A 20,941-nucleotide genomic window follows, 5' to 3' on the forward strand; every position below is an offset into this window, starting at 1 on the left:
TAAACCTGTGTGAAGGGATTATATTCGCCCTAGGTCATAAGGACTTGGGGCGTTTTCTTATCTTTTTTATGAAGGAAAGTTATATAGCATAGAATGAAAACAGGAGGGCAGCATATGAGGCAGATTTCAGGTAACAAATTATTAGTAAAGGCGCTGAAAGAAGAAGGTGTGGACACTATCTTTGGTTATCCGGGAGCGTGTACTATTGATATCAGTGATGAGTTATATAAACAGGATGATATTCGTGTCATTCTGCCACGTCATGAACAGGCGCTGGTACATGAGGCGGATGCCTATGCGAGAACAACAGGAAAGGTTGGTGTCTGTCTGGTTACGAGCGGTCCGGGGGCGACCAATCTGGTAACAGGACTGGCGACTGCCAATTACGACAGTGTTCCGTTGGTGTGTTTTACCGGACAGGTGGCGAGACATCTGATCGGAAACGATGCATTTCAGGAAGTAGATATTGTAGGTATTACAAGAAGTATTACAAAGTATGGTGTAACGGTAACGAAGCGTGAGGAGTTGGGAAGAATCATCAAGGAAGCTTTCTATATTGCACGGACAGGCAGACCGGGACCAGTGCTTATTGATCTGCCTAAGGATGTCATGGCAGAACTGGGAAGTACGGAATATCCGAAGGAGGTCAATATCCGGGGATATAAGCCCAATACGAATGTCCATATCGGACAGATGAAGCGTGCTCTGAAAATGCTTCATAAGGCGAAACGGCCGCTGTTCCTTGCTGGCGGTGGTGTGAACATTGCACGGGCAAATGAAGTATTTACAGAAGTAGTGGAAAAGACACAGGTTCCGGTCGTGACAACAATCATGGGAAGAGGAGCGGTTCCGACCAACCACCCGTTATTTATCGGAAATCTGGGTATGCACGGCTCCTATGCAGCAAATATGGCAGTCAGCGAATGTGACGTGCTGTTTTCTATCGGAACCAGATTCAATGACAGAATAACCGGAAAGCTTCACGCATTTGCCCCGAAGGCACAGATTATTCATATTGATATTGACACGGCGTCTATTTCCAGAAATATTCATGTAGATGTGCCGATCGTGGCGGATGCAATGGCTGCTGTCACTAAAATGAATGAATACGTGGAAACATGCAAAACAGGGAAGTGGCTTGCCAAGATTGAGGGATGGAAACAGGAACACCCTTTGGATATGAAGAAACATAGTTCTATGGGACCGAAGGATATCATCGATGAGATCAACCGCCAGTTTGACGAGGCGATCATCGTAACGGACGTAGGTCAGCATCAGATGTTTGCAGCACAGTATACAGAGCTGACGGCAAAGAAACAGCTGATCATGTCAGGCGGCTTAGGGACTATGGGATATGGTTTCCCGGGAGCGATCGGTGCCAGACTTGGCAATCCCGATACTCCGGTCATTGCGATCTCCGGTGACGGCGGTGTGCAGATGAATATTCAGGAATTTGCAACTGCGGTACTGGAAGAGCTCCCCCTCGTTCTTTGTGTATTTAATAACACGTATCTGGGAATGGTCCGCCAATGGCAGAAGCTGTTCTATGGTAAACGCTATGGCATGACTAACTTACGCTCAGGAGCTTTGTTCCGCAGAACGAATGGTGAAGAAATGCCGGAATACACGCCGGACTTTGTGAAACTGGCGGAAAGCTATGGGGCAAAGGGAATCCGTGTTACAGAGAAAGAGGACATTGCAGCGGCGTTTGAAGAGGCAAAGAAAAATACAAAGGTTCCGACCCTGATTGAATTTATCATTGACCCGGAGGAAATGGTATATCCGATGATTCAGCCGGGCGGTACACTGGAAGAAATGATTCTGGATTGTTGATGGAGGAAAGAGCATGGATAATAGTATGAAAAAAAGATGGATTTCATTATATGTAGAGAATCAGGTCGGTGTGCTTTCCAAGATTTCAGGATTATTTTCAGGAAAGAGCTATAATCTGGATAGTCTGACTGTAGGTACGACAGAGGATCCTACGGTGTCCCGTATGACTATCGCCACAGTCAGTGACGATGAGACATTTGAACAGATTAAGAAGCAGCTGAACCGTATGGTAGAGGTTATCAAGGTCATTGATTTTACCAATGTCTTTGTCCGTATGAAAGAGATTTTGTATGTGAAGGTACAGAAGTGTACATTGGAAGAGAAGACAGAGTTGTTCCAGATCGCAGAGACATTTAAAGCGAGGGTCATTGACTATGGAAGAGATAGTGTACTGCTGGAGTTTGTTCAGACAGCAACGAAGAATGATGCTGTTGTGAAGCTGATGAAGGAAGAATTTAAAAATCTCGAAGTTGTGCGCGGGGGAAGCGTGGGGATTGAGTCAATCAGTATGATGGAAAGATAGAAGGCGAATTTTACAGAGTATTAACTTGATTTTTGAAAAAAGCAGTATTATAATGAGTACAGTTTAAATACGTCAACGAATTAAAGTGATGATGCGGATGATGGTAAATGTTCTTTGGCTGGAATGGAGGAGATACAGATGGAGAAGAAAAATATAGATTGGTCGAATCTTGGGTTTGGTTACATGCCGACAGATTACAGATATGTGGCAAACTATAAGGATGGCAAATGGGATGAAGGCGGTCTGACAACGGATGCGAACATCACTATGAATGAGTGTGCAGGAGTACTGCAGTATGCACAGACGATTTTTGAGGGACTAAAGGCATATACAACAATGGACGGACGTATCGTTACATTCCGTCCGGATTTGAATGGAGCACGTATGGAGGACTCTGCAAAGCGTCTTGAAATGCCTGTATTTTCGGCAGACCGCTTTGTCAGGGCTGTGGAGGATACTGTGCGTGCCAATGCAGCATTTGTTCCGCCGTATGGCTCGGGAGCAACCTTATATGTACGTCCGTATATGTTCGGAATCAATCCGGTTATTGGTGTAAAACCAGCGGATGAGTACCAGTTCCGGGTATTTACAACTCCGGTAGGACCGTATTTTAAGGGTGGAGTGAAGCCGCTGACCATCTGTGTATCTGATTTTGACAGAGCGGCTCCGCGCGGAACAGGACACATTAAAGCGGGACTGAATTATGCGATGAGTCTTCATGCGATCGTGACCGCACATGCAAATGGATTTGATGAAAATATGTATCTGGATTCTGCTACAAGAACAAAAGTGGAAGAGACAGGCGGTGCTAACTTTATTTTTGTGACAAAAGAAAATAAGGTAGTAACCCCGCATTCTGATACAATTCTGCCGTCTATTACAAGGCGCTCTCTATTGTATGTGGCAGAGCACTATCTGGGGCTGGAAGTAGAAGAAAGGGATGTATATCTGGACGAAGTTAAGGACTTTGCAGAGTGCGGATTGTGTGGAACCGCAGCGGTTATTTCTCCTGTCGGCAAAATCGTGGATCATGGCAGAGAAATCTGTCTTCCAAGCGGAATGGAGTCAATGGGAACAGTTACACAAAAGCTGTATGAGACACTGACAGGAATTCAAATGGGACAGATTGAAGCGCCGGAGGGATGGCTGCATGTAATTGTATAAACAGCCTTTTGGTCTGTGATATAAGTATATTATAGAAAAATAAAGGAATCATTTTCAAGAATTGGAAGTGATTCCTGTTTTTTGGTTTACAATAATTTTACTGGGTGATATGATAAACTTTGGGGGAAAAAGATATGTGAAGGTTTTGCGGCAAGGTTTGTAAAAGATGTTGATAACAGGGAGTATGAGTGATGAAAAGGGGAACACTCCTTGGATGTATTTTTTATGTACTGATGGTCTGGTTTTGCAGCAGCACGTTGGATGTGCATGCAGAAATTGCATCAGAGAATGCATTTGAGGGAGCAGCATGGGAAAAAATTATAGAAGATTCGATTGAAGGACCGCAAGGTGTGATACAATCACTCTGTGCAACGGAGAATTATATCATTACAATGGAAAATGTTTCGGACGTTTCAGATGAGGCGGACATTGTTAAAGCCTACTATCGGAATGATAAGGACGCGGACGGCAACCCGGTGACGAAGTATTCACTTGCCAAACGTGTTGCCAATATGAACTATGAACATTCTAATGGTATGGCTTATAATCCGAATACAAAGGAAATCGCAGTGGCGCCGTATACGAGTAATCATCCAGAGAACAGGGGATGTATTTTTCTGATGGATTCAGAGACACTGGAATACAAAGGGAAGATACAGATTGCCGGGGATTATAATATCCTGGGTATCGGATATGATACGGTAAATGACAGATATGTGATTCAGACCAATGTAGATGGCGGTTACAGTTTTAAAATATTGGATAATCAGTTTCAGATTATTGAAGATTTGGGGAGTTATGCCGATACGGCAAAAGGGGATAATTTTCAGGATTTATGTGTCAGCGGTGATTATATCATTAATTTTCCATTGACTTTAAATATGGGAATCGGAGATTTTATTCATATGTATTCGATTTCTCAGAAGAGAATGGTATCCGATGCACGGCTTGACTTCCGATTTGAAAATGTAGTGAATGATGAGCCGGAATCTATCTGTGAATTGGAACCCGGAGTATTTCTTGCGGCAGTAAATGTTGTTTATGCGGACGGCCGGCGGACAATCTGCTTGTATAAAACCACAGTTCCTTATAATTTTCCGGCAGAACAGATAACGCAGGAAACCGACACGGACATGGCGCAGGAAACTGACACGGACATGGTGCGGGAAACTGACACGGACATGACACGGGAAACCGACATGGATATGATGCAGGAAACCGTCATGGATAGGATTCGGGATATAGAGCTGACTCAGGAGACGGCGGAAGTATTGGAAAGGATTCTAAAGGTCGTAATTGTAATTCTCAGTGTTCTGATAATTGTGAGTGCTGTATATATGCGTCATATTAATTTACAGAGGGAGAGGAGAATGAGACTGGAGCGTGCACGAAGAGAGAGGGAACGAATCCGTTCCATGTATACACATTGATTTTCTCATCCGCCCTTTCACCGCAGGTGAACTTAAAATAGGGCGGATTCAGTAACTATGAAGCCAGAAGACTGAATAGTTAAATAAAAACAGCAGGAGGCAGCAGTTTTGGAGGCATATACGAGTTTTGCGGCAGTATATGATACATTCATGGATAATGTGCCCTATGATGAATGGGGGGAATATCTGCGTGGTTTATTAGTGGAAAATGGAATAGAAGGGGGATTGGTGCTGGATTTAGGGTGCGGCACGGGAACCATGACGGAATATCTGGCAAATCTGGGATATGATATGATTGGTGTAGACAATTCTGAAGATATGCTGGACATTGCAATGGAGAAAAAGGAGAAATCCGGGCATGATATTCTGTATCTTTGTCAGGATATGCGGGAATTTGAACTTTATGGTACGGTGCGGTCCATTATCAGTATTTGTGATTCTGTGAATTATATAACTGAGCCGGAGGAATTACAGCAGGTTTTTTGTCTGGCGGACAATTATCTTGATCCGGATGGTGTGTTTATTTTTGATTTTAATACAGAGTATAAGTACCGGAAAGTGCTCGGAAACTGTACCATTGCAGAGAGCAGAGATGAGTGTAGTTTTATCTGGGACAATTATTATTATGAAGAAGAACGGATTAACGAATACGAATTGAGTCTTTTTGTGAGAGATGAAGAGTTATCTCAAAACGGGCAGGATATTTATCGGAGGTATCGGGAAACACATTTTCAGAGGGGATACACACTGGCGGAAATGAAAGAACTACTGGAGACGGCAGGGATGCGTTTTCTTGCAGCATATGATGCATTTACAAAAGATGCTCCTAAGGAAGAAAGTGAGCGGATTTATATTATAGCGGGAAAATAAAAATCAGATATAGTATTGACAAAAAGAAGAAGGGACAGAATGAATATGAATGACTATATTGTAAGGGCAACAGCTGCAAATGCACAGATCCGTGCGTTTGCAGCGGCAACGACAGAACTGACAGAGCAGGCAAGAGTGCATCATGGGACAAGTCCGGTGGCAACGGCGGCGCTGGGAAGACTGCTTACAGGCGGTGTAATGATGGGAAGTATGATGAAGAATCCGATGGATGTACTGACATTGCAGATTCACTGCAGCGGTCCGATCAATGGTTTAACCGTGACAGCAGATGCATCGGGCGGTGTGAAGGGATATGTCAATGTTCCAGATGTGATTCTGCCGCCGAAGAATGGAAAACTGGATGTGGGCGGTGCGCTTGGACAGGGCATTTTAAATGTGATCAAGGATATGGGATTGAAAGAACCGTATGCCGGACAGACCATTTTGCAGACAGGAGAGATAGCGGAAGATCTGACCTATTATTTTGCAACCTCTGAACAGATTCCGTCTTCTGTAGGATTAGGCGTCCTGATGGAGAAGAATAATACAGTGCGCTGCGCAGGGGGATTTATCATACAGGTGATGCCTTTTATCGAGGAAGAGGTGCTGGTGAAGCTGGAAGAGAACGTCAGCAAGATTCAGTCTGTTACGTCCATGCTAGATAATGGACATACACCGGAAGAAATGCTTTCACAGGTGTTAGAAGGGCTGGATATGGAAGTAACGGATACGCTTCCGGCAAAATTTGACTGCAATTGTTCTAAGGACAGGATTGAAAAAGCAATTATCAGTATCGGTAAAAAGGATATTCAGGAAATGATAGATGACGGCGAGTCGATCGAGGTGAAATGCCACTTCTGCAATACAGCATACCACTTTACTGTAGATGAATTACAAGTGCTGTTAGAAAAGAGCAGATAAGACTTTGGATATACGGCAAAGTCTGTATGAGCAAGTAGCGGCGAGAGAAACGAGAGAAACAAGAGAAATAGGAGAACATTATGAAACAGGGATTTGTAAAAGTTGCGGCGGTGACGCCGGATGTCCGTGTGGCGGATGTGGACTATAATACAGAAAAGATTTGTGCGGCGATTGATGAGGCGGCACAGGAGCGTGCCAAGATTGTTGTTTTCCCAGAATTGTGTATTACAGGATATACTTGCGGTGATTTGTATTTACAGGACGTGCTTTTAAACAGTGCAAAAAAGGCGCTGAAAAAGATTGCCAAATATACACAAGATAAGGATATGCTTGTTTTCGTCGGACTTCCGCTGGATATGGAAGGAAAGCTTTACAATGTGGCGGCTGCGTTGAACAGAGGAGAGATCCTCGGATTGACGACAAAAACATTTCTTCCGAATTATGGGGAATTCTATGAAATGCGCCAGTTTACGCCGGGGCCGGACGTATGCAGAGATATTTTGTTTGAAGGCGATCGGATTCCGTTTGGTCCTCAGATTCTCTTTCAGGCAACGACTATGGAGATTCTGATCGTGTCTGCGGAGATCTGTGAGGATGTCTGGTCTCCGATTCCACCAAGTATTAAAGCGGCGCTGGAGGGAGCAACGGTGATTGTCAATTGTTCTGCCAGCGATGAAATTGCGGGGAAGGACACCTACCGCAGGACATTGATTTCGGGACAGTCTGCAAGACTGATTTCAGGATATGTGTATGCCAATGCAGGTGATGGTGAATCTACAACTGACGTTGTGTTTGGCGGTCACAATATTATTGCAGAGAATGGAATCGTCTTGAAAGAAACAAGGCGCTATAGAAATGATATTGTTTGCAGCGAAATTGATATAGAACGTATCATTGGAGAGCGGAGACGAAATACGACGTTTCGTATGATGCGGGAACCTGAGCTTAGACGTGTTCCGTTTTATATTGAATCTGAGGAGACAGAACTGACCAGAGTGTTTGCAAAGAGTCCATTTATTCCGACAAATGAGCGGATACGTGAAAAGCGCTGTGAAGAAGTTCTGACCATTCAGGCGATGGGACTTAAGAAGCGTCTGGCACATACGCATGCAAAGACAGCGGTTGTGGGGATTTCCGGGGGGCTGGACTCCACGCTGGCATTGCTTGTGACTGCAAGGGCATTTGATTTACTTGGTAAAGATAGAAAACAAATCTATGCGGTGACAATGCCGTGCTTTGGAACGACAGACCGGACATACCAAAATGCCTGTGAAATGTCAAGGAAGCTGGGAACAACATTGATGGAAGTACCGATTACGGAGGCGGTAAAGGTTCATTTCCGCGATATCGGACATGATCCGCAAGACCATAGTGTTACTTATGAAAACGCACAGGCGAGAGAGAGGACACAGGTGTTGATGGATATTGCCAATGCCAATAATGGTATGGTGATCGGAACCGGAGATATGTCAGAATTGGCTCTTGGCTGGGCTACCTACAACGGTGATCATATGTCTATGTATGGTGTCAATGCGTCTGTGCCGAAGACGTTGGTGCGTTATCTGGTGAAACGTGCGGCGGATATAGAGGAAGATAAAGAATTGAAAGCAGTTCTGTATGATGTGCTGGATACACCAGTAAGTCCGGAATTACTTCCGCCGAAAGAAGGACATATTGCGCAGAAAACAGAAGACCTGGTGGGACCTTATGAGCTGCATGATTTTTATTTGTATTATTTCCTTAGATTTGGATATGCGCCAAGTAAGATTTTTAAACTGGCAGAGATTGCATTTGCAGATGAGTACGACAGTGTAACGATCTTGAAATGGCTGGAAACATTCTGCCGCAGATTTTTTGCGCAGCAATTCAAGAGATCCTGTCTGCCGGACGGTCCGAAGATCGGCAGTGTGGCGCTGTCTCCGAGAGGTGACTGGAGAATGCCGAGTGATGCCTGCGTAGCTGCATGGCTAAGTGATTTAGAGCATATTTCTTTGATGTAAAGGACATTTGTCCTAAAATGTGAAAAAATAATAAAATTGGAAGTAATTCACAAAATTATCAGAATAAGATTGTAAAAACTAGCAATAGACTTCAAAATTTTTAGATGCTATAATCTAGCTAATTGAATATAGCACTGCTAATTTATGTATATGCTGGGGATTGGCCCAGCGTCTCTACCAACTACCGTAAAGAGTTGACTACATAACCTTGTGTGGTCGCTCTTTTTTTGTACGCTTATATAAGACAAAACTGCTTATACTGAGCAGAAAAGAGTGATCTTCAAAAAGCCGCGGCCGGGCTGAAACGGTGTCTTTGATGCATGCAGAAGCAACCGTATACACAGGGCAGCAGAAAATTTTTTGAAAGAGAGGACTATGTGGTAATGGGAAAAAAGGAAGGGTTTTTTGAACGATTTTTTGGTATTTCAAAAAATGGCTCTACAATGCGGATTGAAGTATTGGCTGGGGTAACGACATTTATTACAATTGCGTATATTTTGATTTTGAATCCGCAGATTTTGGCAGATCCGTATGTCATCATGGGTGATATGATAATGGCTGGAAAAGTATCAAACGGTGTATTTATCGGTACATGTATCGGTGCATTTGTGGGAACGATACTCTGTGCGATTTATGCAAAAGTTCCGTTTGCACAGGCGCCCGGTATGGGACTGAATGCATTCTTTGCATACACGGTTGTGCTGGGTATGGGGTATAGCTATAACGAGGCACTTGTTATTGTGTTTATTTCAGGTATCTTCTTTATTGTAATTACGGCAGTAGGACTTAGAGAGGCGATCATCCGCTCCATTCCGGATGCTGTAAAACTGGCGATCACACCGGGGATTGGACTGTTTATTACAATTATCGGTTTGAAAAATGCGGGATTGGTTGTCGGTAATTCAGCTACACTTGTCAGCATGGTAGATTTTGCACAGTGGAAAAGTGCGGATGGTGATATTACCCTGATCTGCGGCGCACTGGTTGCATTGATCGGTCTGATCGTGATCGGGGTTCTTCACGCACGCAATGTAAAAGGTTCGATTCTTCTTGGAATCGTGGCGGCAACAGCGGCAGGAATTCCGTTGGGAGTAACGAAGTTATCTGCGTTCGACATGAATATCGGCGCTAAGTTCAGAGATTTTGCAGAAGTATCTTTGTTCAAAATGGATTTTGCAGGTCTGTTTACAGGCGAAAATGCAGTCAGTACATTTTTTACAGTAGTTATGTTGGTCTTAAGTTTTTCACTTGTCAATATGTTTGATTCGATCGGAACCTTGATGGGTGCGGCAAAACAATCTGGTATGATAGATAAAGACGGAGAAATTATCCACATGCGGGAAGCGCTGATGTCCGATGCTATTTCTACCGCAGCAGGCGCTATGGTAGGAACATCTACAGTTACGACAGTGGTTGAGTCCAGCGCAGGAATTGCGGCAGGCGGAAGAACTGGTATGACAAGTCTTGTAACAGCAGCTTTGTTTTTAGCTTCTATTATTTTTGCGCCGATTGTAAGTATCGTTCCGGGCGCAGCAACGGCTCCGGCATTGATTTTCGTAGGTATTTTAATGCTCGGCAACATCAAGGATGTGGATTTCAGCGATATGACCAATGCACTGCCGGCATTTTGTACAATCGTATTCATGCCATTTACATATTCGATCGCAAATGGCGTGGCGGTGGGACTGATCATGTATTGCTTTATCAAGTTGTTTTCTGGTAAGGTGCGTGATGTGAGAGCGCTGACATGGATCATCTCGGTTGTATTTATTCTTAGATATGCATTTATGACTTTGGGATGATGTACATGTTCTGTGACTATGAAGACGAAAGGCTGGATACTGTTACTGGAGCACCCGTAGGGTGTGAACAGTAACGAACTGTTACCTATAATGTGGGCGGCGGGAGAAAAAAGTCTTGCCGCCTTCCGGGTAAAGAAGTAATATTATAATAGACTGCTTTTAAGCAGTGTAAAACGGTTAGTAAGTATAGTAGAGAAAGGCGGTGCGCCGTATGGCAGAAAAGGATTTTATATTTGGATTAAAAGGGAATATCGTATATAGTAAAACAACGGAACAACTGGAGATATGTGAGAATGGCTATCTGGTGTATGAAGGAAATGAAATAAAAGGTGTTTATTCAGAACTTCCGCAGGAATACAAAGACATATCGGTGGAAGATTATGGAGACCGTCTTATCATTCCGGGATTGGCAGATCTGCACATTCATGCGCCACAGTATACCTACAGGGGACTGGGAATGGATATGGAGCTTCTGGAATGGCTGGAAACGAATACATTTCCGGAGGAGGCAAAGTATAAGGACTTAGAGTATGCGAAAAAGGCATATAAGATATTTGTGGATAATCTGCAAAAGGGAGCGACTACACGCGCCTGTATCTTTGCAACGGTACATAGAAAGGCAACATTGCATCTAATGGATCTGCTGGAGATTTCAGGATTGCGGACCATGGTAGGCAAGGTCAATATGGACCGAAACTGTCCGGATTATTTGAGAGAAGGCACACAAGAGTCAGCGGATGAGACGATCGAGTGGATGAAGGATATCCAGCACAACAAATATAAGAAAACACAGGCGATACTGACACCTCGGTTTATTCCAAGCTGTACCGATGAGCTGATGGAAATGCTGAAGATGGTACAGATGCGCTACCAGATGCCGGTGCAGTCTCATTTGTCAGAGAATTTCAGTGAAATAGCATGGGTACAGGAATTATGTCCGGAATCCGAGTTTTATGGAGATGCCTATGACAGATTCGGTTTGTTCGGTGCGGACAGCAGAACGGTGATGGCGCATTGTGTACATTCTGATGAAAGAGAACGTGCAAGAATGAAGGAGAATGGTGTATTTATTGCGCACTGTCCTGAGTCTAATATGAATCTGGCATCCGGTGTGGCTCCGGTCAGAACCTTCCTGGAAGAAGGTCTTCATATAGGTCTGGGAAGTGATGTGGCAGGAGGAGCGACAGAGAATCTATTTACAGCTATGGCACATGCAATTCAGGCGTCCAAGCTGCGCTGGAGATTGCAGGATGATTCCCTGAAGCCGCTGACGGCTCCAGAAGCCTTCTATATGGCTACCAAGGGAGGTGGGGAGTTCTTCGGCAAGGTTGGAAGCTTTGAAGCCGGATATGAGATGGATGTGGTCGTATTGGATGACAGCCGCCTGGAGCATCCGCAGGATATGACTGTTCAGCAAAGGCTGGAACGAATGATTTATTTCTCTGATGACAGAGAGGTGTATGCCAAGTATGTAGCGGGAGAAAAGCTATTCTAGTGCATGGGTCAAGGTCATTAAAAAGAAGTGTAATTGACGGCAATGGTCGTAGAATGGGTATAAAAAAGCAAAAGCAGCATGCACCGCTTTTGCTTTTTTAGATATAGGAAATTTTATTCCCCATATCATAAAGATTCTCCGGGGGATGTACATTTTTATTTTAATGTTTTATTTTTCGGATAAGTCTTTCTCTTTTGGAAGAACAATATTAAGAAGTACTGCAACCAAAGTTGCAATAACGACCGGAGATTTTCCGAAAATAGTCATAACCCAGTTCGGGAAAGTTGCCAGCGCTGCGCTTGCCTGGGAGATACCCATACCAAGAGCTGCGGCAAGACCCACGATGGAGGTGTTCCGATAATTCATCTTTTCAGATGTGATCAGCTTCATACCATTCATTGCGATGGAAGCGAATACAGAAACAGTAGCGCCTCCGAGTACGCAGTAAGGAATCGTTGTCAGCACGGATGAAAATTTCGGGATCAGTCCTGCGATAAGCAGAATAGCGGCAGCCATTCCAAGTACACAGCGGTTTACAACCTTCGTCGTTGTAACGATACCTACGTTCTGGCTGAATGTAGCTGTCGGAAGTCCGCCGAAAAGCGCACACACAATGTTGCCGATACCGTACCCTACGATACCGCCGTTCAACTCTTTGTCAGTCGGAAGACGGTCCATACCACCACTTGTTGTTGCACTGAAGTCTCCGATTGCCTGAATGGAGTTGATCGCAAAGAGAAGCCCAATCGCCACACAGGAGGATACTTCAAAATTGATACCGAAGTGCATAAACAATGGGAGCTGGAATACGGAAGCTTCTGCAATCGGAGTAAAATCAACCATGCCAAAGCACAGCGCGACGATATAGCCAAATATCATACCAATCAGGATAGAAGCAAGTTTCCAGATTCCTTTTCCAAAATGGTTTAAAAGTGTTACGATAGCCAAGGTGATGAACGCAACGAGCCAGTTCTGCCATGAACCATAATTCTCGCTTCCCACGCCGCCTGCCATGTAGTTGATGGCTGTTGGATAAAGGGAAAGACCGATTGTAAATACAACAGTTCCAGTAATCAGCGGAGGGAAGAATCTGCGGATCTGTTTGACAAACAGTCCCACAATGATCGCAACAATACCGCCGACGATCTGCGCACCCAGAATCGTTCCGACACCAAAATCCCCTGCAATTGCCTGCATGGTCGGTACATAGGCAAAACTGATACCCATGATAACCGGCAGTCCGGAACCAATCGTGAAGAAACGGGTCCGGATGAATGGAAATAGCTGCAGCAGCGTAGAGAGTGCTGACATAACAAGTGCTGCCTGAATCAGAATAATGGAATCCTGTTCAGAGAGTCCGGCAACGCCGGCAACAATGATCGGCGGTGTTACACAGCCGACGATCATTGCTACAACGTGCTGGAATGCAAGCGGCGCTGCCTGTTTCATATCCGGCACACCACCGTTTAATTCAAATAATGAAGCATTGTGGGTCATATTTTTATTCATTTCACGTTACCTCCTGGGCTTATAAGCTGATTCTGGTACCGGTTGTTCCGTTGATACCATCTTTCGCCTTTTCAAGCAATGTGATCAGTGCCTGACGTCCTGGCTTGGATGCTGCAAAATCGACTGCAGCCTGTACCTTCGGAAGCATAGAACCCGGAGCGAAATGACCTTCCTCCATATACTGTTTTGCTTCGTCTACAGTGATGTTATCCAGCCATTTCTCTTCCGGCTTTCCGAAGTTGATCGCTACTTTTTCAACTGCTGTAAGAATGATCAGGAAATCTGCGTCCAGATCTTTTGCCATCAGACAGCTTGCAAAGTCTTTATCGATAACAGCGCTTGCGCCCTTTAAGTGATTGCCCTGACGTGTAACAGGGATTCCGCCGCCGCCGCAGGCAATTACCAGATCTCCTGCATCGACCATGTTGCGGATGGTTCCGATTTCCACGATTTCCTGAGGCTTTGGAGAAGCAACAACACGGCGGTAGCCACGTCCGGAGTCTTCTTTCATAATGTAATCATATTTTTCTGCCATGACATCAGCCTCTTCCTTGGTAAGGAAACGTCCGATCGGCTTGGATGGATTCTCAAATGCAGGATCGTTTTCATCTACGCGAACCTGTGTGATCATTGTAGCAACTGGAATATCTGTGATTCCTCGGTTTAACAATTCCTCGCGAAGAGCATTTTGCAAATCGTATCCGATGTATGCCTGACTCATAGCTACACATACAGAAAGTGGTGTGTTTGGCTGCTTTGCATCTTCATGTGTCAGAGCGATCATCGCATTGTTGATCATACCAACTTGAGGTCCGTTGCCGTGTGCTACGACTACTTCACAGCCTTCTTCAATCAAATCTACGATAGCTTTTGCAGTAATTTTAACTGCAGCCATCTGTTCTGGCAGTGTATTGCCGAGGGCATTTCCGCCGAGGGCAATTACAATTCTTTTTTTCTTTGCCATGGTAAATAAATCCTCCTCTTAGTTTAAAGTATTGATTATAAAAGAAGGGCACTCTGCAGCTTATTGCGAGTGCCCCGAAATACATTATCTTACTCAAATACTCTTGCTGTAGATTTCTCTTCCAGTTTCTTGAGTACGTCAGCCGGATCTGCGAATTTAGCAAGGAAGATCATAGCTGCGATGATGTACGGCTTGAAGCTAGCCTCTTTGTAAAGTGGATCTCTGTAACGATCAAATACAGTAGCGTCTACTTCACCTTCTTCACAGCTTACACCAGTGATGTCAGCCGGCAGACAGTGCATGTAAAGAGCCTTTCCGTCTTTTGTTGTAGCCATAAGTTCTTCTGTACAAGCCCAGTCTTTGTGCTCTGCGTTCTGAGCCAGAAGTTCTTTTTCCAGAGCCTTGATACCTTCTGTGTCACCGTTTCCGTACAGCTCTGTACGTTTTTCCATAGCAGCAAACGGAGCCCAGCTCTTCGGATATACGATATCAGCATCTTTGAAAGCTTCAGCCATATCGTTTGTCTTTTTGAAGGAACCGCCGGATTTCTCAGCGTTAGCCTTAGCTACATTTTCAACATCTTCAAATACTTCATATCCTTCTGGATGAGCCAGAACAACATCCATTCCGAAACGTGTCATCAGACCGATGATACCCTGCGGAACAGAAAGCGGTTTTCCATAAGACGGAGAATAAGCCCATGTCATAGCCAGTTTCTTTCCTTTCAGATTTTCAACGCCGCCAAACTCGTGAATGATGTGAAGCATATCAGCCATAGCCTGTGTCGGGTGGTCAATATCACACTGCAGGTTAACCAGAGTAGGTTTCTGCTCAAGAATACCAGCTTTGTTTCCTTCTGTTACAGCGTCAACTACTTCGTGCATGTATGTATTACCCTTGCCGATGTACATATCGTCACGGATACCGATAACGTCAGCCATGAAGGAGATCATGTTAGCTGTCTCACGAACTGTTTCACCATGAGCAACCTGAGACTTTCCTTCGTCCAGATCCTGAACCTCAAGACCAAGCAGGTTGCAGGCAGAAGCAAAAGAGAAACGTGTACGTGTAGAGTTGTCACGGAACAGAGAAATTCCAAGACCGCTCTCGAATACTTTTGTAGAAATGTTGTTCTCTCTCATGTAACGAAGTGCATCAGCTACTGTAAATACAGCTTCGATTTCATCGTCAGATTTTTCCCATGTAAGGAAGAAGTCACCGTTGTACATTTCTTTGAAGTTCAGTGCGTTCAATTTGTCAATATAACCCTGTAATTTTGCATCCATTTTAATAATCCTCCTGATTTGTTAATAATTAAATTTGGTTTCTTATCTCTTCTAAAGAGACTGGTTTCCGATGCAGGAAACCAGCTCTTTGAATTCAATTGTGAACTATTTTACGTAGCACTTCGGAAGAGCAGCGTAAACAGCAGCGCATGTTACCAGATCCTGTTTCCATGTCTTTTCGTTCGGTGCATGAGCCTGAGCCTCTGCTCCAGGTCCAAATCCAATACAAGGAATTCCGTTACGTCCCATAATAGACACACCGTTTGTGGAGAATGTCCATTTGTCTGTCAGCGGACGGCTCGTACGCATTTCAAGAGTTTCAGCAGCGCCGATTCTCTGGTCTCCGTACAGACCTGTGTAAGCTTCTTCAAGAGCCTTTGTTACAGCGTGATCTTTCGGAATCGCCCATGTCGGGAAGTAGCACTCAATCTCATATACACATCCTGTGTAAGACGGTCTGTCATAGTTGTACATAGAAACTGTGACGTCATCGCCGTATTTCTTAACATTCGGCAGGTTGCGGATCTCGTCCAGACAGCTTTCCCATGTCTCTCCGAATGTCATACGACGGTCCAGAGATACCGCACAGGAGTCAGCAACTGCACAACGGCTCGGAGATGTGTAGAAAATCTGGGATGTGGTAACAGTTCCGCGTCCAAGGAAACGAGCCTCTTCCCAATCCGGGTTGTATTTCGGGTTGAGCATCTTAACAAGTCCCTTGATTTCTGTCTCATCAGCGTCATCATTTTCATTCAGGGCACGAACATCCTGAAGAATATCAGCCATCTTGTAGATTGCATTGTCTCCACGCTCCGGAGCAGAACCATGACAGGAAACACCCTTCACATCAATACGGATTTCCATACGTCCTCTCTGTCCGCGGTAGATACCGCCGTCTGTAGGCTCTGTAGATACAACGAATTCAGGGCGAACCTTATCTTCGTTGATGATGTACTGCCAGCAGAGTCCGTCACAGTCTTCTTCCTGAACGGTTCCGACTACCATGATCTTGCATCCTTCTGGAATAAGATCCTGCTCTTTCATGATCTTAGCGCCGTATACAGCAGATACGATACCGCCACACTGGTCAGATACACCGCGTCCGCCGATTTCTGTTTCTGTTTCATATCCCTCGTACGGATCGAATGTCCAGTTGTCGATATTACCAATACCAACTGTATCGATATGAGCGTCAAATGCGATGATTCTGTCGCCTGTTCCCATGTAACCGATTACGTTGCCCTGTGGATCAATTACAACATCATCGAAGTCCAGTTTTCTCATCTCAGCAGCAATTGTCTCAATATGAGCACGCTCATCACAGCTTTCTCCCGGGTTTTTTACGATTGCACGCAGGAATGCGGTCATATCTTTCTCATATCCCTGTGCAGCTTCTTTGATTCTGTTCAAATCCATTGTTTTGTTCTCCTTTTCTTTTTAAATAAATTGTTTATATGTAACGTTTAAATCTTACATTTCATTTCCGTCCCAAACGATAGATTTATAACGGTCCGGATCGGTATCACCTTCTGTAGAGAAGAGCAGTACCTTAGAATCTTTGTTCAGTCCGAGATGTTCTCTTAACTCTTTGTACTCATCCATCATCATGATACATGCCAGAGTTCCGAACGGAGCGGCTCCGGATTCGCCGGAAGTTACTGCCGGATCTCCCTTAACCGGAGCTGCCAGCATTCTCATTCCCTTTGCAGCTACCCAGTCAGGAGCAGCGATAAATGTATCTACGTGGTTCTTCAGGATATCCCAGGAAATTGTGTTCGGTTCACCACATGCAAGACCAGCCATGATGGTTACCATGTCCCCGTCTACAATCTGGATGCTTCCATCTCCGAGAGCAGCGCCCTTGTACAGACATGCAGCAGCTTCAGCTTCTACAACTACAACCTTCGGAGGATTCTCCGGATAACGGTTGGCAAAGAATCCCTGAACAGCTCCTGCAAGAGAACCAACACCTGCCTGAATGAATACATGCGTCGGTCTGTCACAGCCATATTCGCCAAGCTGATCGTTCGCTTCCATAGCCATGGTTCCATATCCCTGCATAATCCATGCCGGAATCTCTTCGTAACCATCCCATGCGGTATCCTGTACCATAACACCGTTTTCTGTCTTCATAGCCATGTCGTTTGCCATGCGGACACATTCGTCATAGTTTACTTCTTCAATAGTAGCAACAGCGTTTTCAGCAAGGATATTGTTCAGCCGTGTCTGTGTGGAACCCTTCGGCATCAGGACAACAGATTTCTGCCCCAGCTTGTTAGCGGCCCATGCAACACCACGTCCGTGATTACCGTCTGTAGCAGTAAAGAATGTTGCCTGACCGAATTCTTCTCTCAACTTATCAGAAGTCAGTACATTGTATGGAAGTTCGGAGACATCTTTACCAGTCTGCTGTGCAATGTAGCGCGCCATTGCAAAAGAACCACCCAATACCTTAAAAGCATTCAGACCGAAGCGGTAAGACTCATCTTTGATATAAACCTCACCAAGTCCGAGTAAGTCTGCCATTTTTGCAAGCTTTGTAAGCGGTGTTACGCTGTACTGAGGGAAGCTCTCGTGAAATGCGCGAGCTTTTGCAATTTCATCAAGCGCCATAACTTTCAGATTTGCATCATCTGTCTTTGGCATTTGATTGACTGCCCATTTGATTGTTTCCATGTTGAAAAACCTCCTTAAAATAAAATGATGTGTAAAAAAATAAGAAATTTGCTGGCTGATTTTTCTCAGTCAGTAGTTACCGGTTCCCTGCGTCCATGTAATTATAAAGTGTAAATTTTGAAATTTCTAAGAGTGAAGCAACACGGTCGCCTGATTTTGTAATCAGGAATGCTCCGGCATTGTTCAGGAACTGGACGACTTTAATTTTGTCTTCCTTGTTCATTGCGGCAACTGGTTTGCCGACCAGAGTCAGCGCCTGTTCGATCAGCGAGTCAAGCAAGTCTGTTACATTGTGAAGGATCTGCTGCGGCTGTGAATCATTGTCTGTGTGACCGTTCTCCAGAACCTGTGCTTCCTTCTGAGTAGTGACAAGTGAGTGAACCGCACTTTCTATAGAAAGAAGAGCAGTGATGTCGTAGTTCAATGCAAAAATGTACTCTACCTTGCCGTTGTCTCCTCTGATAAACATTGTACTTGACTTCAGAATCCGTCCGTCCTCTGTTTTCGTAAGATAGGAGAGACGGTCTTTAATCCTGGCAGGATCCTTACTGAGTGTGTCGAATACGACACGGGAAGGTCCATCGCCAAGTTTCCGTCCTGTAACGTGTCCGTTTTCGATATGTACAACGGAATGCTCAAGCTTTTCTGCCGTGAGGTCATGGATGACGATTTCGCAGGAATCGCCAAACTGAATTGCAAGACCATGAGCAAGTTGGATAAGTAAGTCTAGTCGTTTTCCCATAAGTCATTTTCCTTTCTTCGGGACGGATAAAATATCCTGTTTCTTGTTTGCTTCTAAATCCACTATACCACAAAAAAAATGAAAATCAATACCTTTTCTAAAAATTTTTTAGATATTCTCAAATTTTTTTAGAAAACGGCTTGCTTTTCTTATTACATGATGGTATATTAAATGTAACGGAAGTGCTCCTGCATGGAAATGATGGGCAGTATTTCGACAAAAGACAATACAAAATATAGTGCGACGTGCAAGGGATGTATTCTTGTAGAATTTGTATGCCTTCGCTGGCAGATGCCGCCAACGATAAAGTTAAGGCTCTTTTGTGAAGAAACATTTTGTGGAGAAGACTCCATAAAGGAAAATTTTTTAGAAAAGGAGACGAAGAGTATGCTGATTTTAGGAAATGGCAGATTAGTCACACGTGACGAGAAGAATCCGTATCTGGAGAATGGCGCTGTAGCAATCGATGGAACTACTATTGCAAAAGTAGGGACTATGGAAGAAGTGAAAGCAGCTTATCCGGATGCAGAGTTTATTGATGCGAAAGGAAAGGTTATCATGCCGGCATTCATCAATGCACATGAGCATATCTACAGTTCTTTCGCGAGAGGATTGTCTATCAACGGTTATAATCCGAATGGTTTCCTCGACATTCTGGATGGAATGTGGTGGACGATCGACCGCAATCTGACGTTAAAGGATACTTATTTAAGTGCAATGGCTACTTATGTAGATTGTATCCGTAATGGCGTAACAACTATTTTTGACCATCACGCAAGTTTTGGTTCTATTGAAGGCTCCCTGTTTGAAATTGAAAAAGCGGCAAAAGAAGCAGGTGTGCGCTCCTGTCTGTGTTACGAAATCTCTGACAGAGACGGAATGGATAAGGCAAGAGCTTCAGTTATGGAAAATGCTGAATTTATTCGTCATGCATTAAAGGATGATACAGGAATGATCGCAGGAATGATGGGAATGCACGCACAGTTCACCATCTCTGACGAAACGATGGAGCTGGCGGCAGCTAATAAGCCGGAAGAAGTAGGATACCATATCCATGTTGCAGAAGGCATCGAAGATCTGCACCATTGTCTGAAACATTACGGCAAACGTATCGTAGACAGACTGATGGATCACGGCATTCTGGGAGAGAAGACTTTGCTTGGACACTGCATCTACATCAATGAGCATGAGATGGATCTGATCAAGGATACAGACACGATGGTCGTACATAATCCAGAATCCAATATGGGCAATGCATGTGGGTGTCCTCCGACTATGCACATTGTACATAAGGGAATTCTGACAGGTCTTGGAACTGACGGATATACTCATGACATGACAGAGTCTTATAAAGTGGCAAATGTGCTGCATAAGCACAACCTGTGTGATGCCAATGCATCATGGGGTGAGGTTCCTCAGATGTTGTTTGAAGGCAACGCCAAGATTGCAAACCGTTACTTCAAGCAGGAGACAGGTGTATTGAAGGAAGGCGCAGCAGGAGATGTGATCATCGTAGATTATAATCCGCTGACACCATTCCACGCAGGCAACATCAACAGCCATGTATTGTTTGGGATGACCGGAAGAGATGTTGTGACAACTGTTGCAAACGGTAAGGTTCTTATGAAGGATCGTGAGCTTCTTCATATTGATGCAGACAAGGTGATGGCAGACTGCCGTCAGGCTGCAAAAGAGTTGGCTGATAGAATCAATGGATAAGGAGAAA

Annotated in this window: 15 protein-coding genes, 1 pseudogene and 1 riboswitch; of the genes and pseudogenes, 10 read left to right on the plus strand and 6 right to left on the minus strand. The window is 44.4% G+C overall.

Annotation, left to right across the window (positions count from 1 at the left end):
* Positions 1–114 precede the first annotated feature (114 nt).
* The 9 genes and pseudogenes from ilvB (at position 115) to NFS18_RS02870 (ending at position 12,038) form a co-directional block, all read left to right on the plus strand.
* Entirely contained in the window at positions 115–1,833 is a 1,719-nt protein-coding gene (ilvB, locus tag NFS18_RS02830) for a biosynthetic-type acetolactate synthase large subunit (protein WP_251387649.1), read from the plus strand.
* 13 nt (positions 1,834–1,846) lie between these two features.
* Positions 1,847–2,356 carry an acetolactate synthase small subunit gene (gene ilvN, locus NFS18_RS02835; RefSeq protein ID WP_251387656.1) on the plus strand — a complete coding sequence of 170 codons (510 nt, stop codon included), beginning with the start codon at positions 1,847–1,849 and terminating at the stop codon, positions 2,354–2,356.
* Between the two features lie 138 nt (positions 2,357–2,494).
* Positions 2,495–3,520 (plus strand): branched-chain amino acid aminotransferase, encoded by a 1,026-nt coding sequence (locus tag NFS18_RS02840; RefSeq protein WP_251387658.1) that lies wholly within the window; start codon positions 2,495–2,497, stop codon positions 3,518–3,520.
* A 191-nt stretch (positions 3,521–3,711) separates the two neighbouring features.
* Positions 3,712–4,950, plus strand: a complete 1,239-nt coding sequence (locus NFS18_RS02845; RefSeq protein WP_251387660.1) for a hypothetical protein — start codon at positions 3,712–3,714, stop codon at positions 4,948–4,950.
* A gap of 105 nt (positions 4,951–5,055) precedes the next feature.
* A pseudogene (locus NFS18_RS02850) lies at positions 5,056–5,820 on the plus strand (class I SAM-dependent DNA methyltransferase); the annotation flags it as partial.
* A 45-nt stretch (positions 5,821–5,865) separates the two neighbouring features.
* On the plus strand, positions 5,866–6,741 hold the full coding sequence (gene hslO, locus NFS18_RS02855) for an Hsp33 family molecular chaperone HslO (RefSeq protein WP_251387862.1): 876 nt from the start codon (positions 5,866–5,868) through the stop codon (positions 6,739–6,741).
* An 80-nt stretch (positions 6,742–6,821) separates the two neighbouring features.
* Positions 6,822–8,741 (plus strand): NAD(+) synthase, encoded by a 1,920-nt coding sequence (locus NFS18_RS02860; protein WP_251387663.1) that lies wholly within the window; start codon positions 6,822–6,824, stop codon positions 8,739–8,741.
* Positions 8,742–8,865: 124 nt separating this feature from the next.
* Positions 8,866–8,962: riboswitch (purine riboswitch) on the plus strand.
* A 162-nt stretch (positions 8,963–9,124) separates the two neighbouring features.
* On the plus strand, positions 9,125–10,543 hold the full coding sequence (locus tag NFS18_RS02865; protein WP_251387864.1) for an NCS2 family permease: 1,419 nt from the start codon (positions 9,125–9,127) through the stop codon (positions 10,541–10,543).
* A 211-nt stretch (positions 10,544–10,754) separates the two neighbouring features.
* The gene (locus NFS18_RS02870; protein WP_251387666.1) at positions 10,755–12,038 is read left to right on the plus strand and encodes an amidohydrolase family protein; all 1,284 of its coding nucleotides are present in this window, start codon (positions 10,755–10,757) and stop codon (positions 12,036–12,038) included.
* Between the two features lie 168 nt (positions 12,039–12,206).
* On the opposite strand, the gene NFS18_RS02875 is transcribed toward NFS18_RS02870, so the two are convergent.
* The 6 genes from NFS18_RS02875 to NFS18_RS02900 all read right to left on the minus strand — a co-directional run bounded on the left by NFS18_RS02875 (position 12,207) and on the right by NFS18_RS02900 (position 19,215).
* On the minus strand, positions 12,207–13,547 hold the full coding sequence (locus NFS18_RS02875) for a uracil-xanthine permease family protein (protein ID WP_251387669.1): 1,341 nt from the start codon (positions 13,545–13,547) through the stop codon (positions 12,207–12,209).
* Between the two features lie 19 nt (positions 13,548–13,566).
* Complete coding sequence (gene arcC, locus NFS18_RS02880) at positions 13,567–14,511, minus strand: carbamate kinase (RefSeq protein WP_251387673.1); 945 nt, start codon at positions 14,509–14,511, stop codon at positions 13,567–13,569.
* 89 nt (positions 14,512–14,600) lie between these two features.
* Positions 14,601–15,797 (minus strand): knotted carbamoyltransferase YgeW, encoded by a 1,197-nt coding sequence (gene ygeW / locus NFS18_RS02885; RefSeq protein WP_251387681.1) that lies wholly within the window; start codon positions 15,795–15,797, stop codon positions 14,601–14,603.
* 105 nt (positions 15,798–15,902) lie between these two features.
* Positions 15,903–17,213 carry a YgeY family selenium metabolism-linked hydrolase gene (locus NFS18_RS02890; RefSeq protein ID WP_251387683.1) on the minus strand — a complete coding sequence of 437 codons (1,311 nt, stop codon included), beginning with the start codon at positions 17,211–17,213 and terminating at the stop codon, positions 15,903–15,905.
* 54 nt (positions 17,214–17,267) lie between these two features.
* A complete protein-coding gene (gene dpaL / locus NFS18_RS02895; RefSeq protein WP_251387685.1) occupies positions 17,268–18,473 on the minus strand; it encodes a diaminopropionate ammonia-lyase in 1,206 nt (401 codons plus the stop codon).
* Between the two features lie 76 nt (positions 18,474–18,549).
* Positions 18,550–19,215, minus strand: a complete 666-nt coding sequence (locus tag NFS18_RS02900) for a helix-turn-helix transcriptional regulator (protein ID WP_251387693.1) — start codon at positions 19,213–19,215, stop codon at positions 18,550–18,552.
* A gap of 387 nt (positions 19,216–19,602) precedes the next feature.
* Here NFS18_RS02900 and ssnA point away from each other — a divergent pair, with 387 nt between their 5' ends.
* Entirely contained in the window at positions 19,603–20,934 is a 1,332-nt protein-coding gene (ssnA, locus tag NFS18_RS02905) for a putative aminohydrolase SsnA (RefSeq protein WP_251387866.1), read from the plus strand.
* The last annotated feature ends 7 nt before the right edge of the window (positions 20,935–20,941 follow it).

The sequence above is a fragment of the Mediterraneibacter agrestimuris genome (assembly GCF_943193195.1).
Classification (GTDB): Bacteria; Bacillota; Clostridia; order Lachnospirales; family Lachnospiraceae; genus Schaedlerella; species Schaedlerella agrestimuris.

Bases quoted from the DNA above. Each gene is read 5' to 3' on its own strand.
- NFS18_RS02865 (WP_251387864.1), top strand. From the start codon at position 9,125: ATGGGAAAAAAGGAAGGGTTTTTTGAACGATTTTTTGGTATTTCAAAA.
- NFS18_RS02890 (WP_251387683.1), bottom strand. From the start codon at position 17,213: ATGGATTTGAACAGAATCAAAGAAGCTGCACAGGGATATGAGAAAGAT.
- NFS18_RS02860 (WP_251387663.1), top strand. From the start codon at position 6,822: ATGAAACAGGGATTTGTAAAAGTTGCGGCGGTGACGCCGGATGTCCGT.
- NFS18_RS02900 (WP_251387693.1), bottom strand. From the start codon at position 19,215: ATGGGAAAACGACTAGACTTACTTATCCAACTTGCTCATGGTCTTGCA.
- NFS18_RS02840 (WP_251387658.1), top strand. From the start codon at position 2,495: ATGGAGAAGAAAAATATAGATTGGTCGAATCTTGGGTTTGGTTACATG.
- arcC (WP_251387673.1), bottom strand. From the start codon at position 14,511: ATGGCAAAGAAAAAAAGAATTGTAATTGCCCTCGGCGGAAATGCCCTC.
- NFS18_RS02875 (WP_251387669.1), bottom strand. From the start codon at position 13,547: ATGAATAAAAATATGACCCACAATGCTTCATTATTTGAATTAAACGGT.
- ygeW (WP_251387681.1), bottom strand. From the start codon at position 15,797: ATGGATGCAAAATTACAGGGTTATATTGACAAATTGAACGCACTGAAC.
- NFS18_RS02845 (WP_251387660.1), top strand. From the start codon at position 3,712: ATGAAAAGGGGAACACTCCTTGGATGTATTTTTTATGTACTGATGGTC.
- ssnA (WP_251387866.1), top strand. From the start codon at position 19,603: ATGCTGATTTTAGGAAATGGCAGATTAGTCACACGTGACGAGAAGAAT.
- ilvN (WP_251387656.1), top strand. From the start codon at position 1,847: ATGGATAATAGTATGAAAAAAAGATGGATTTCATTATATGTAGAGAAT.
- ilvB (WP_251387649.1), top strand. From the start codon at position 115: ATGAGGCAGATTTCAGGTAACAAATTATTAGTAAAGGCGCTGAAAGAA.
- NFS18_RS02870 (WP_251387666.1), top strand. From the start codon at position 10,755: ATGGCAGAAAAGGATTTTATATTTGGATTAAAAGGGAATATCGTATAT.
- dpaL (WP_251387685.1), bottom strand. From the start codon at position 18,473: ATGGAAACAATCAAATGGGCAGTCAATCAAATGCCAAAGACAGATGAT.
- hslO (WP_251387862.1), top strand. From the start codon at position 5,866: ATGAATGACTATATTGTAAGGGCAACAGCTGCAAATGCACAGATCCGT.